Genomic DNA, 13,875 nt, shown 5'->3' with positions numbered 1-13,875 from the left:
CAACCTTTTGAAGCTACGTCTGAGATATCCCAAAGGCACATGGCTCTGCTAACATTCACTTTCACCTCTAAATAGTAACGAGTTGCCCGAGCAATGTCAAAATATTTTCGAACTATTAACAAATTTTACTTTTCATTGTTCGCTTTTATCTCAAAGATATGTATTCAACACGTCAGATATCCGATAATAAGACAAATAAAGGAACAATACAAAAAATCCAGACGAATCCTCGTCTGGATCAAATAAACTTACTGTTGCAAGCGCAATTCCGTCACTTCGTCTGTTTCTTTCGGCAGTCCATTAAAGAACAGATTCAAAACAATGGCAGTCAAACTACTCATGACGATCCCATTGCCTGTAAACATTTGAACGGTTTCAGGCATTTGACTGAATAAAGTGGGCATCATATTGAACCCTAAACCAAAACCGATTGATACTGCAATCACTAACAAGTTCTTGTCATTCATAAAATCAACTTTGCTCAGCATTCTCATCCCTTGAACAGCCACCATGCCAAACATCACTAACATGCCGCCGCCAAGCACTGCCTCTGGAATGATCTGTGCGATGGCACCGACTTTTGGAAACAACCCTAATACGATCAAAAAGATTGCTGAAAAGAAAATCGGACGGCGCGTCTTAATGCCTGAAAGTTGAACCAAACCTACGTTTTGTGAAAATCCAGTATAAGGAAACGTATTGAAGATCCCACCAAGGATCACCGCCAAGCCCTCCGCACGATAGCCGCGCTTTAAGTCATTGCCTGTAATCGGTTTTTCAGTTATGTCTCCCAGTGCAAAATAAACGCCTGTGGATTCTACCAAACTAACGATGGAAATAATGATCATCAAGACGATCGACCACAGATCAAAGGTTGGTAAACCGAAATAAAAAGGCTGAGGCAAATGAAACACAGGTGCATGAGTGATGGCAGAAAGATCAACCAAGCCTAATAATGCTGCTAAAATAGTCCCACCAATCAAACCGATCAGTACGGCAATCGAGCGAATAAAGCCTTTGCCAAACACTTGCACGCCAATGATCAGCGCAATCGTCACAAAGCCTAACAATAAATTCGTTGGATCACCAAAGTTAGCAGCTGCGGCATCCCCTCCACCGATTTTGGTGATGGCGACTGGAATCAAGGTCAAGCCGATGACGGTAATCACCGTTCCTGTCACCAATGGAGGGAACAAAACTTTGATTTTCGAAAAAATGCCGGCGATCAAGACAATGAAAATCCCAGCAGCAATGATCGCTCCGTAAATCGCACTGATTCCTGATTTGGTGCCAATCAAAATCAATGGGGAGACAGCTTGGATGGCACAACCTAAAACGACTGGTAGGCCGATCCCAAAAAAGCGGGTGACGACTAATTGCAAAAGCGTAGCGATTCCGCACATGAAAATATCGATCGAGATCAAATACGTCATCTGCGCTTCATTAAAGCCGAGGCCTGTTCCAATCAACAAAGGGACGGCAACAGCTCCTGCATACATCGCTAGCAAATGCTGCAAGCCTAAAACTGCTGAACGGCTATTCGTCTCTTTCATTAGGCATCTCCTTCTAAAAAGCTAACTTGGCCTTCCGACAATGAGGCGATTCGTGCTAAGGAAACAACGGGGATTCCCATTTCTTCAAGCAATTGTCGACCAGTTTGGAATGATTTTTCAATGACGATCCCAATGCCAACGACTTTTGCTCCTGCTTGCTGACACAATTCGATCAATCCTTTTGCAGCTTGTCCGTTTGCTAAGAAATCATCAATTATTAATACCGTATCATCTGAAGATAAGAATTTCTTAGAAATCGATACTTGGCTGGTCACTTGCTTAGTAAAGGAATAGACCGATGCGGTCAACAACTCTTCATCCATCGTCAGACTCTTTGCTTTTCGAGCAAAGATCATTGGTACCTGCAACTTTTCTGCAGTATAAAGTGCTGGTGCGATCCCTGAAGCTTCGATGGTCACTACTTTGGTGATCCCACTTTCTTGAAATCGTTCTGCAAAAACTGTACCGATTTCTCTCATCAACTCATAATCCACTTGGTGGGTCAAAAACTGGTCCACTTTGAGAACCCCTTCACCCAAGACGTTCCCGTGTGTTTTGATACGCTCAACTAATTTATCCATCCTAGCTCTCCTCGTTCCTTTCTATTCCATCCTGAAAAAAAAGACACTCTTTTTGCCAAAGCAAAAAAAGTGTCTAACAGGCACGATTTTTACTTATAGTCCGATATTTACGGTATCGGGTAGAGACTGTCGACCATATTTCGACGATATACAAGTAATTTTTAAATGATAGATTCGATTATGCCTGTCTTTGATTAAAAACACAAGCATGGAATGCCCTTTATAAATAAAAATATTCTCATTTGTGGATCATTTGCTACTCTGGTTTCTCCATATCACGATAGTGCTCCATCTTTTTACTGAAAAGCTCCCCGTTGGAAGGCGGCGTGTAAGTGATCGCATTCGCACCTGCTTCAATCGTTTCTAAGATGCTCTCCTCAGTTGGACCACCCGTTGCAATGATCGGCAGCTTCGGATATTTTTTACGGAAGAAAGCCACGGTATCCGCTGTGTCCTTGCCGGCACTGATATTGATGACCTTCACACCAGCTTCAAGTTTGGCATCAATTTCAGTATACTTACTCGTTACGGTACTGATAACGGGAATATCCACGACTTTACAGACTTGCTCCACAGTTTTCAATGGCGTGGGTCCGTTTAAGACGACCCCGATCGATCCCTGAGCTTCAGCAAACATGCTCATATAAGAAGAGCGGAATCCTTGGGTCAAGCCGCCGCCGACACCAGAAAACACTGGAATATCTGCTGCTTCGATAATTGCTTTCGTAATTGCTGGGTGCGGTGTAAAAGGATAGACCGCTATCACAGCGTCCGCATTTGTATTACGGATGATCGCAATATCCGTAGTAAAAATAATGGAGCGGATTTGTTTCCCAAATATTTGAATGCCGCTAGCCTCTCGAATAACTTTAGGCACTTTGACGATATCTTTGCGTAAATCAGTGGTGATTTTTGGCATATATTTTTCTTCCATAAGCAGCCAACTCTCTTTTCTTATTGATCAAATCGATTCAATTGGTAGGTTTCAATGACTTGAATGATTTTGCTGGCATAATCTGGATCCGTTGCATATCCTGCATCTTGTAAGGCTTGTGCGGCACTGCGGTAGTCGTTTGCTGTCAAGACATCTACATAAAGCGCAGGATTCCAATCAACACCATTTACAAACAACATCGTATGATCATCCATTGATTCTTCCCAAGTATCATAGACACGAAAATCTCCTTGAATCGTGACCCATTCTCCATTATAAAACTCTTGGGTATCTAATGTCACCTTTTTTGAATGACCAAATGACTTGATGCCAAATAAATTATTGTATTTGCTGGCTAGAGAACTCTGGCCCCAATCTGATTCAAGAATCGCCTGACCTATAATGATACTTGGTAAAATCCCATAGCCTTTTTGCAGTTCTTGCGCGTAAGGAGCAATGCGATCGATAAATTCTTCATGAGAGATCGCTTCAGTATTTGTTTCTTCCTCTTTCGGAAGAGGATCCGCCAAACTATTTAAGGAAAAAATAAAAGCAATCCCAATTAAGAATAACCCTAGAAAGACTAATGGGAAACGAGTCTTCTGTTTTTTTCGTCTTGCGCTCATTTTTTCACTTCCTTTGTCTGACTAAACACGTTCTTAGTGAACAAATCGCCTCCATTCAGCAACAACTCATCTTGTGTAAGCTCACTGCTTTCTTGACTTTTAGCAAGAGAACCCTCATAGATCCAGTCCTCTGACAAAGGATCTTCCCATTCGTGAGAGGACAGTTCTGCTTCTTTTCGAGCGATGTGCTCTTTTGCTTCTTCCAGAAACTCTTCAAAGGTCAACTCCTGCTCCTCAATGTAGGTTGCCACTTCGACTCCTACATATCGTAAATGCCAAGGCTCATAATCGATTTGCGTAATAGCATGTTTTCCTTTCGGGTAACGGATGATAAACCCATACTCCCTTGCATGAGCTTGTAGCCATTTTCCACCCTCAGTATCACCGAACCCCTCATTGAGCAGTTCTCCTGTATGATTTTGATACCAATCCTGATCCACAACATCAACAGCAAGCCCAGTATGGTGTTCGCTATAGCCAGGCTCAGTAAAGGTCAGTTTCGTGATACGAATTGCTTCTTCTTTTGTATGACCTTGACTCATCAGGGTATTGACATTGGCATTGAATATCTCCTCTTGATACGCTACTGAACGGTAGGCAGAGACCATCACCAAAGGATGTCCTGCAGCTTTTGCGGCATCTGCCAGCTTTTCATAAGCTGAAACGATGCGTTGATCGACGAGATAGCCATTCGACAATTTCCCTAAATCTTTTTGGCCAATTTCGCTTTTGATTTTATTGTTTGGGCCTACCAAAACCAATGACCAATCATCCAATGAAACAGTTGGAAAATCCTCTTCGTTCACTTCATCACTAGCACTTGCTTGTTCTTGTGACTCTTGCGTGTTCCCATTTGGCTCTTTTTCATTTGTTTCTGTTGTTTCACCCGTTGTTGCTTGATCTGTTGAACGAGCGATACTTGCACTCTTTGTTGGGGTGACTGCGGTCACTCGGTTCACTTGAATGGTTAAAAGAACCAGAAACAAGAAGCCCGCCGCCGCAGCCATTCCATAATACTTTTTCAAAAAATACCCTACCTTTAATTATAAGTTTCTTCCAGATTTTCTTTAACCCACTCTAACAACTCGATTTTTTCATTGCGGATCTGCTGCTGAACAAAAGCGGGCAATCGGAAGTTTAGTATATCATCATAACCCCACTCATCATACGTAATACTGACTCTCAAATCAAGGTATTGGGCTGTTTCTTCAGATTCTGTTAACAATTCGACTTTCGCTAAATCGCTTGCTAACCACGTTCTGGCGATTTGAGTCTTCATTTTTTTGAACTCGACGACCGCTTGATTGCGTTTTTCTGGATAAATGACGGTTTGCCGAATGATTTTTTGGATCAGCATCCATTCATAATCTGAAAACAGCAGCTTCACTTTCTGATTTTCAGCAGGTGACAGACTCATTGTGCCATTTTTCCATGCCTCCCATTGCTCCTCAGAGATTCCTAAATGTGTCTCATAAAACTGTTTTTCTGATGTGTATTGCTCGATAATCGTATTTAAAATAATGGCTATTGATACATTATGCATATGTTATCCCTCCTCTTCTATATTTTACTGAAAGTCAGCCGTAATGGAAACTTTTTGCGATTGTTTTTGATTATTTTAAAGAATTCATTTCTTTTGTTATACTAAATATGAAGGAGATGATCAATGATGAAAAAATACCGTTGGGGAATGATTGGACTTGGAGACATCGCGACACAATTTGCTGCTGGCTTTTCTAATGAAGCAAGTGAACTATATGGGGTCAGTGCCCGGAGTTTCCCTAAAGTCCAAGCATTTGCTAAGAAACACTCTATTCCCCATGCTTATGAAAGCACAGATGCTATGCTGGAAGATCCGCAAATTGATATTGTGTACATTGCAGTACCTAATGATCTTCATCACGAATTTATTATGAAAGCTCTAATGGCCGGAAAACATGTCCTCTGTGAAAAAGCCATTACGACCAGTGCCGATGAATTAGCTGAAGAATTGACCTTAGCCAAAGAAAAAAATCTGATCTTAGAAGAAGCTATGACGATCTTCAATATGCCGGTTTATGCACGTTTGAAAGAAGAGATCGATGCTGGACGCTTAGGAAAATTAAAAATGATCCAAGCACCATTTGGCAGCTACAAAGATCCAGACCCAAGCAATCGTTTCTTCAATCCAGATTTAGGCGGCGGTGCTTTATTGGATATCGGTACGTATGCTGTTTCATTTGCCCGCTTTTTCATGACGGATACACCAGAAGTGACGTTTAGCAGCATGAAGCCCTTCTCTACAGGTGTGGATGAACAATCAGTCACGATCCTACAAAATCCAGCCGATGAAATGGCTAGTGTCACGCTGACTTTTCAAGCGAAAATGCCTAAAACCGGTATCGTCGCTTTCGAAGAAGGATACATTACCGTAGATGAATACCCTCGTGCGGACAAAGCCGTGATCCATTTCCGAGATGGAACAAATGAAGTGATTGAAGCTGGCGACAGCAGTCAAGCCCTTAATTATGAAATTGCCAATATGATCAAAGCCATCGATGGCGAGATCGAAGGATCGATCCATTTGACCACCGATGTCATTGACGTTCTTGATCAAATGCAAGCTTTTTGGGAACAGCAGTAAAATGAAAAAGACTCCTTTTTAGGAGTCTTTCAGACTGTAGACAAACCTTATACAAATATGAGGTTTGTCTTTTTTCTATGTAATATTCTATGAATAATCGATAGATTAGGCAGTTTTCCTTTTGGAAAACGCCTCTTTTGCGCTCTGATCCTTTTTATTTTTGCTAGCTTTTTCATATTAAGACACGCAAAAGTAAGCCCAATTTTCATGTGCATTTTTTCAATTCCTATTTGATTGGTATAACGTAATCCGTGAAATTCTTTTGCTGTCCCAAAAATTCGTTCAATGGTTTCTTTTCTCTTTTTATAAAGTTCTTTGAACCAACTTTGATGGCGTATCTCTTCACAGGTTTCTAAAGCTTCAGCCCAAATATGTCTAGTGATTACTTTGGTATGATTTTTTGAGTTGGTACACTTAGATAAGAAAGGACAATTTTTACAATCCTTTGGATTGCTTTTGTATTCGATATATCCTTTACGATTGGTAGTGGTATAAGAGAGTATTTTATTATTGGGACAGATATAACAATTATAATAATCGTCATAAACATATTCATGTTTCTTGAAATAGCCTTTTTTAGTCATCGGACGTTTATATGGGAAAATTGGGGTCAATTTATGTTCGAGTAGTAATTGTGCAATTGCTGGTGTCTTATACCCAGCATCCATAATCAATTTTTCTAGGGGAAAAGCTCCTTTGAGCTTGTTAAACAAAGAAACAAACGTACGACTGTCATGAAAGTTCCCTGGGTGTGTAGTATAACCTAATATCCATCCATGTTTATCACACGCCACTTGTGAGCTATAGGCAAAAACTTCTTTGTGTTCACCTTTGTGAAACCAACCACTTTCAGGATCAGTCGTACTTCTTTTTTTCAAGGAGGTTTTACTTTCTGCGTTTGTTTCTTTTAAAGGCTTTTTTAAATGTTTTTCTCGATTCTTGGTGATTTCTTTTGTCAGCTTATCTGTATAAAAAACAGCTTGTTCCATTACTTCGACAGATTCTTTTTTGTTACGATTCGCATGTGCTTTAATATGCGTACTATCAATAAATACTTCCGAAGTATCTACGATACCTTCAGCAATACATTGTTCTAGAATTTCATAAAAAATTTTTTCAAAGAGATCTGTTCCTTTGAACCGTCGCGTATAGTTTTTACCAAATGTTGAAAAATGAGGAACAGGATCTTCTAAACTCAAACCTAAAAACCAGCGATAAGCGATATTCACTTCTATTTCTTTTATTGTTTGTCTCATACTTTTAATACCAAATAGATATTGAATCATTGGTAATTTAATTAGAAGAATAGGATCCAAGCTAGGACGTCCCTGGATTTCATCGTATTTCTCTTTAACCAATTCATAAATAAAGGAGAAATCAATACATTGATCTATTTGCCGCAATAAATGGTCCTGTGGGACCAAGTCTTCAAGAGAAAAGAAACCGATTTGTGCGCGTTTACTCATATCTTGTTTTGAGAGCATCTGGATACACCTCCAATTGATACTCTTATTTTAACGGATAAAAAAAGACAAAGCACTAAAAACTAGTACTTTGTCTACAGTCTGAAAGACTCCTTTTTAGGAGTCTTTTTTTAGCGTGCCATTGTTTGCATTTGATCAGAAAAATCGGCTTTGATTTCAATAAAACTTTTAAAGGTTTGCAGAAACTGAAACAGCTGAGCGCGATTTTCAAACTCTGCTCTTGTTTGGGGCAATGGCTTTTGTCGATAATCTTCATAAAGCGCAGCAATTTTTGCCAAGATCTCTTTTCCATCGTTATTTTCATGAAAGGACTCGGCGGTAAAGGATAGCAGCTCTTGAAACGCATTTGTATAGGCTTCTTCTACCCAAAACAATTGTAATAGATCAACCATTTCCAAGAGTAAGCGCGCTTGACTCTGCCGCATGGTGAAATACTCTTCATAATAAGAGGCTTCTCCTCGCCACTGGTTTTCACTATGAACCATCGCTTGCTGTTTGCCTTGCTTGATTTCTCCTAACAATGCTTGGCAAACATGAGGGAGCGTCGCCTTTTCTTTTTCTGTTAACGCGATCGACATGTCTTTTAAAAGACTTTTAAACGTTTCTTCTACCAACTGCTGTTTTTCTTTCAATGCCCGTTCGCCGTCTGGCATATACAAGTTAAATAAAAGTGCAAAGCCGATGCCAATACTCATCAACAAAAAAGCATTTCCAATCAATGGCCAAGCAAAAGAACGTTCCATCATATAATGGGTCACCAAGACCGAATTGACCACGATCCCATCGGTTAATTTGAAATAGACTGCCGTCGGAATAAATAGGAAGAGAAAAAGAACAAAGCCCAGCGGACCAAAGCCTAAAAGATAAAAGCTGACAAAAGCTAAGAGCGTAGCGATCGCCAAGGAGACCAAACGACCGATTCCTGTAAAGAGCGAGGTTTTCTTTGTATTCCCTACACTCAAAATTGCGATGATCCCTGCGGCTGGCGCATACAATAGACCGATCTGCTGAGCAAGAAACATGGACAAACCGGAAGCAACTGCTGTCTTCACTGTTCTCAATCCAATTTTCATTTTTGTCACCTCCTTTGAAAAGTATACTAAATTGTGAGGAATAAGACTAGAATTTCTCAACAGCATTGGGTATGATTAAGTAAAGGGGGCATTCTACCATGAAACTGGGGCGTTTTCGCTTAGGTATGCGAACGATAAAAACAGCCATCGCTGTCATGCTTTGTATTCTGCTCTTTCATTTCCTTGATCGCGGCCAGCCTTTGATTGCTGCCTTGTCTGCTGTCTTTTCATTGCGACAAGACCTGACAACAACAATCTCTTTTGGGAAATCACGGGTACTAGGAAATACGATCGGCGGCGGTACAGCCATTTTTTATTTTTTGACGAAGCAATATTTTCAAAATGATTTTCTGATCGAATTGTTTGTCCTGCCCGCACTGGTCATCTTTGTCATCGTTTTTTCAGATGGCATCAATAACAATTCTGGCATCATCTCTGCCATTGCGACGATGCTGTTGATCACTTCCAGTGTCCCACAAGGGGAATCGATCATCTTTGCATTGGACCGTGTGCTTGATACCTTTATCGGTACCTTAGTTGCCCTGTCAATCAATTTTGTTATTCGACCACCTGAGGAAGAGAAAAAAGATGAGATTCAAGAAGATTTGGTCGTGCTAAGGCAAAAAGAGCTTGAACTAAAAGCCATGCTAGAAGAAGTCCAAGGGGAAATCTCTGAGCAAGAAAAACAAGAAAAATAAAAACAGCCTTTTTCCAGAATGCTTCTGAAAAAAGGCTGTTTTTGTTACTCATTGGCTTTCAAGGCATCGATCATATTGACATGTTTCAACTTGAAATACATCGCGATCCCTACCACACCTGAAAACAAGCAGGTCAATCCCGCTGCATACACATAGCTCATTGGTTCGACTGTCGGTGAAAACATGGCGATATCAACTTCGATGGTCTGTAAGACAAATTGATGCTGAAGCACCCCTAATAATAAGCCAAAACCAATACCGAAAATCGTTAAAAAGATATTCTCACGAAAGACGTACATCGTCACTTCTCGATCATAAAAGCCTAATACTTTGATAGTCGACAGCTCGCGGATCCGTTCCGCTATATTGATATTGTTCAAGTTGTACAACACGATAAAGGCTAATGCCCCTGCTGACGTGATCAAGATCCAAATGACGATGTTCAAGGTTGCTGTCGTGTCATCTAAAGCATCCGCTGAAGCTGAGAGGAAGGAAACATTGATGACATTATCTTGTGCCATCAGGTCAGCTGCGATCGCTTCTTCATCTGTTTTGCTTAAGCGCTGATTGAATTTCAATAACTCACTATTGTAAGCAGGCGTTTCCTGAAAGAACTTTTCGTACGTTTCAGGTGTCAAATAAGCAAAATGGCCCGTGTAGTTTTCTGCGATGGCAGCTACCTTCAGTTGAAATTCCTCGCCGCTTTCATTCGTCAACGTTATCGTATCACCCACCGATAATCCAAACAACTTAGCAAGCTTTTCATTGATGATGGCACCCTCTCCTTCTAGCTCGTAAGCTTCTCCTGAAACCCGATCATTCAAGTGGACAAATCTCGATAAAGCCGCAGGATCTTCTGGCACGGTGACGGTTACTTCTTGCTGCGTGACCCCCGATTGAGCCAACGTCAGACTTTCCGTATGCAAGAATAACCCTGCTTCAAAGCCTTCAATATCTTCTGCGGCGGCTTTTGTTTCACTCATTGCTTCCGAATCCTCATCATCAAAGGTGATCACCGCCTGATACTGCCAGATTTTCTCAAACTGTAAAGGAATGATATTGCTGATAGAATCTCTTAGACCAAATCCAGTCAAGATCATGGAGGTACATCCCGCGATCCCTAAGATGGTCATGAGCATTCTGGACTTGTAGCGAAACAGGTTTCGCATTGTAACTTTTTGAATAAAACTTAAGTGCCGCCATATAACGGTGATTCTTTCTAAGAGAATTCGTTTTCCTGTTTTGGGTGCCTTTGGTCGTAACAATGAAGCCGATGACTGTCTTAAATCAAAACGTAAAACCAGCAACGCGATACCGATGGTGCAAAGCAAGCTGACTCCCACAGCAATCAATGAAAGCCGCAAATACCATGGGGTGTCATACTTCGTGAGATTGTAAAGTGGTCCATAAGCTTGAATGATGATTGCTGGAAAAAAGGAAAAGCCTACTGCTAGGCCCAATACAGCACCTGTGATGCCTGCTGCAGAGGAATAAAGCAAAAATTTCTGTCCAATCTCCCAGTTGCGATAGCCTAGTGCTTTCAACGTTCCGATCTCACTGCGTTTTTCATCGATCATCCGCGTCATAGTGGTTAGACTCACTAAGGCTGCGATCAAAAAGAAAATGACTGGAAAAATCGTCGCTAACGAAGAAACGCGTTCCGCATTGTCTTGGTATTCTGAATAACCAGGATTCGCATCGCGGTTCGCGACACGATAAACTGCCGGTTTTAGCTCCAACAATTCCTGCTCTTTTTCCGCAACTTCTTTTTTGACATCTTCAAGCTTTTCGCGTTCTTTTGGTGCTCTTTCTTTAAATTCGGCTAGCTTTTCTTGAAGGGTTGCTTCGTTTTCTCGGTATTCCAGCCAGCCCTTGTCTAGCAAAGACTGACCATTAGCTTGCTCAGAAGCTAAAGTCTCACGAGCAACACTCAGCTGCGATTCTCCTTGAGTGATCTGGGTCTGAGCCTGTGCCAATTCTTGGCGTCCGGCACTGACCTGGCTCCAGCCAGCGTTGACTTGCTGTTGCGCCCGTTGAAGTTGCACTTCTTGTTCATTGATTGCAGCCAGTTGTCCGCTTAATTGGGCACGTTGTTGCTCACCTTCAGCAATGAGTGGATTCAATGTATCTTCAGCTGCCGTCAGCATAGTAGCAATCATCGTTTCATCGATTTCCTCCAGATCAGGAATCGGACCAAGGACATCTGTCGGTAGGTTCAACTGTGCCAGAGCGGCTGTTACTTGTGCATAGACGGTAGGCAGCTGGGCCATTTGCTCCTCTGCAGAAAGTTGACCCACACTTCTGATTTGATCCATGCCTTGGTATGCCAGCGCAAGTTGCTCCTCCACTTGTTGGGTGCCACTTTGTAGTTCTGACTTTTGTGCCGAAATGGGCGCTAACTGGGCTTGGGCTGATTTTACTTGGGCTTCTTGCTGAAGCAACGCTTGTTCGCTTTGATCCAGCAGTCGTTGGTTTTCCGCCAACGCTTGCTTACCCTCAGCTATTTTTTGTGCTTCACTATTCAACTGCTCTTGGGCAGCTTGAATTTCTGTTTGGAAAGCTGCTTCTTGTTCCGTCAGTTCCCGGTGCGCCTGCGCTAATTTTTCTTGTGCGTCGTCGAGTTCCCTTTGTGCTTCTTGCAGAGCCGTTTCTCCGTTGCGGATCTGTTCTTTGGCTTCGTCAATGGCTGGTTGTGCTTCATCGATCAGCTCTTGTCTGCGTCCTTGCGCCCGAGGAGCCAACTTTTTCTCAACTTCAGCACTTATTTGATCTCTTTTCGTCTGATACGCCACTGAATAGCTTTCCATTTGAGATAAGTCATCAAAGCGAACTAAAAATCGGGCGTACGCACTTTCTTTAAAATCCTCCTCAGGAATCACCGCAAAGTAATCCACTGTCCCATTACCAACGGTACTGTTCCCCCGATGAAAGTTCTCAATATATTCAGGACTATTGACAAAGCCCACGATCGTGAAGGTATGGGTTTTTAATTGATTTTCGCCACTTTCTGGCAACTCAAAGGATTCATCTAATTCGAAACCACCACTATTTTGTGCCGCTTGATCTAAGGCGATTTCCCCTGATTTTTGCGGCAATCGACCAGAAGTCACCTCATATTGATTGACAGGTCGATCAGTTGAAAGAGAGAAGACACGAATCACAGCACGATGATTTTCGGCATTGATATCAGCGATCTGCTCCGTCTCAACCGCTGTGACGCCAGGCATTTCCTCAATGATTTGCCGATCGGTATCCGACAACCCCAAAGTTGAAGCAATTGTAAGGTCGGCTAATTGTTGGCGAGAAAAGTAATCTTCAGCAGCTTGTTTCATATTAGGGCCGGTGGCGCTGATCCCGACAAAAAAAGCGACTCCTAAAAAGATAATGCCTAAAATGGACAAAAACCGCCCGGGTGCTTGCCTAATTTCACGTAAACTGGAACGTAATAATGTTTTTTTCATAGGCATTTACCAAGAAATAGAGGCAATTGGAATCGGATGAGTATTTTTTTCCATCTTGCGAACCTTTGCGTCATTGATATGGATCACGCGATCCGCCATGGGAGCCAATGCACTGTTGTGTGTAATGATCAAAACGGTCGTCCCAGTCTCGCGAGCTGTTTTTTCTAAAATAGCCAAAATCTGTTTTCCCGTTTCATAGTCAAGTGCCCCAGTTGGTTCATCACAAAGCAGCAGTTTGGGCTTCTTGGCTATGGCACGAGCAATCGTGACCCTTTGCTGTTCACCGCCAGACAATTGTGCAGGAAAGTGATCCAAGCGATCACCTAATCCAACTTGGGTCAAAATCTCAGCTGCATCAAGTGCTTCGGGTACGATTTGTGCCGACAGTTCCACATTTTCTCTAGCCGTCAAGTTCGGCACCAAATTGTAAAATTGAAAGACAAATCCGACGTCTTTGCGACGATAGGTCGTTAGTTGTTTAGCATCAAAACCAGCAATATCCGTTCCATCGACAATCACTTGGCCGCTGTCACATTGATCCATCCCGCCTAGTATGTTCAAAACGGTGGACTTACCGGCGCCACTAGGACCAAGGATCAGCGCGATCTCGCCTTTCTCTACGGAAAAAGAGACGCCATCATTGGCAGCAATCACCGTATCGCCCATTGTGTATTTCTTCACTTCTTTCACTACTTCAATATAACTCATTTTATTCCTCCAAGAATTCCAGCGCCGCATGCGCTTTCTCGCTTAACAGTGTATCACACTTTTTCCCTTGAAAGAAACCGCAAAAAAGCAGCACAAGGTCGTGCTGCTAAAAAACAAGTCATTTATTCAAAGTG

General features: G+C 42.0%; 12 protein-coding genes and 1 riboswitch. Of the genes, 2 read left to right on the top strand and 10 right to left on the bottom strand.

Annotated elements, in window-relative coordinates; translation table 11 throughout:
- Positions 1 to 248 precede the first annotated feature (248 nt).
- The 6 genes from IGJ01_RS07290 to IGJ01_RS07265 all read right to left on the bottom strand — a co-directional run bounded on the left by IGJ01_RS07290 (position 249) and on the right by IGJ01_RS07265 (position 5,237).
- Positions 249 to 1,553 (bottom strand): nucleobase:cation symporter-2 family protein, encoded by a 1,305-nt coding sequence (locus IGJ01_RS07290; RefSeq protein WP_016613324.1) that lies wholly within the window; start codon positions 1,551 to 1,553, stop codon positions 249 to 251.
- The gene (locus IGJ01_RS07285; protein ID WP_016613323.1) at positions 1,553 to 2,134 is read right to left on the bottom strand and encodes a xanthine phosphoribosyltransferase; all 582 of its coding nucleotides are present in this window, start codon (positions 2,132 to 2,134) and stop codon (positions 1,553 to 1,555) included. The genes IGJ01_RS07290 and IGJ01_RS07285 overlap by 1 nt, the downstream gene beginning before the upstream one ends.
- Positions 2,135 to 2,210: 76 nt before the next feature.
- Positions 2,211 to 2,308: riboswitch (purine riboswitch) on the bottom strand.
- A gap of 82 nt (positions 2,309 to 2,390) precedes the next feature.
- Positions 2,391 to 3,068, bottom strand: a complete 678-nt coding sequence (locus IGJ01_RS07280; RefSeq protein WP_008381475.1) for a hydrolase — start codon at positions 3,066 to 3,068, stop codon at positions 2,391 to 2,393.
- 20 nt (positions 3,069 to 3,088) lie between these two features.
- Positions 3,089 to 3,694, bottom strand: coding sequence for a glycoside hydrolase family 73 protein (locus tag IGJ01_RS07275; protein ID WP_005236425.1), 606 nt, complete (start codon positions 3,692 to 3,694; stop codon positions 3,089 to 3,091).
- Entirely contained in the window at positions 3,691 to 4,701 is a 1,011-nt protein-coding gene (locus IGJ01_RS07270) for a M15 family metallopeptidase (RefSeq protein ID WP_430601624.1), read from the bottom strand. Before IGJ01_RS07270 ends, IGJ01_RS07275 begins: the two co-directional genes overlap by 4 nt.
- Before the next feature lie 32 nt (positions 4,702 to 4,733).
- Entirely contained in the window at positions 4,734 to 5,237 is a 504-nt protein-coding gene (locus IGJ01_RS07265; protein ID WP_430601567.1) for a hypothetical protein, read from the bottom strand.
- A 123-nt stretch (positions 5,238 to 5,360) separates the two neighbouring features.
- Here IGJ01_RS07265 and IGJ01_RS07260 point away from each other — a divergent pair, with 123 nt between their 5' ends.
- Entirely contained in the window at positions 5,361 to 6,317 is a 957-nt protein-coding gene (locus IGJ01_RS07260) for a Gfo/Idh/MocA family protein (protein WP_430601566.1), read from the top strand.
- A gap of 47 nt (positions 6,318 to 6,364) precedes the next feature.
- On the opposite strand, the gene IGJ01_RS07255 is transcribed toward IGJ01_RS07260, so the two are convergent.
- Together IGJ01_RS07255 and IGJ01_RS07250 are read right to left on the bottom strand one after the other, a co-directional pair.
- Positions 6,365 to 7,801, bottom strand: a complete 1,437-nt coding sequence (locus IGJ01_RS07255) for an IS1182 family transposase (protein ID WP_196044744.1) — start codon at positions 7,799 to 7,801, stop codon at positions 6,365 to 6,367.
- 110 nt (positions 7,802 to 7,911) lie between these two features.
- Complete coding sequence (locus IGJ01_RS07250) at positions 7,912 to 8,874, bottom strand: aromatic acid exporter family protein (RefSeq protein WP_430601565.1); 963 nt, start codon at positions 8,872 to 8,874, stop codon at positions 7,912 to 7,914.
- 98 nt (positions 8,875 to 8,972) lie between these two features.
- On the opposite strand from IGJ01_RS07250, the gene IGJ01_RS07245 reads away from it, so the two are divergent.
- Positions 8,973 to 9,572: an FUSC family protein gene (locus IGJ01_RS07245; RefSeq protein ID WP_005231932.1), complete on the top strand. Its 600-nt coding sequence runs from the start codon at positions 8,973 to 8,975 to the stop codon at positions 9,570 to 9,572.
- A gap of 44 nt (positions 9,573 to 9,616) precedes the next feature.
- Here the strand turns inward: IGJ01_RS07245 and IGJ01_RS07240 are convergent, their stop codons facing one another.
- Both IGJ01_RS07240 and IGJ01_RS07235 read right to left on the bottom strand, forming a co-directional pair.
- Positions 9,617 to 13,039 carry an FtsX-like permease family protein gene (locus IGJ01_RS07240; RefSeq protein ID WP_430601564.1) on the bottom strand — a complete coding sequence of 1,141 codons (3,423 nt, stop codon included), beginning with the start codon at positions 13,037 to 13,039 and terminating at the stop codon, positions 9,617 to 9,619.
- Positions 13,040 to 13,741 carry an ABC transporter ATP-binding protein gene (locus tag IGJ01_RS07235; protein ID WP_008381485.1) on the bottom strand — a complete coding sequence of 234 codons (702 nt, stop codon included), beginning with the start codon at positions 13,739 to 13,741 and terminating at the stop codon, positions 13,040 to 13,042. It abuts the gene before it with no gap.
- Between the last annotated feature and the right edge of the window lie 134 nt (positions 13,742 to 13,875).

It is taken from the genome of Enterococcus sp. AZ089, from assembly GCF_050547225.1.
Lineage (GTDB): Bacteria > Bacillota > Bacilli > Lactobacillales > Enterococcaceae > Enterococcus_D > Enterococcus_D entomosocium.
Note: the sequence above shows the minus strand (reverse complement) of the source record. Positions and strands in the feature narration are given on the sequence as shown.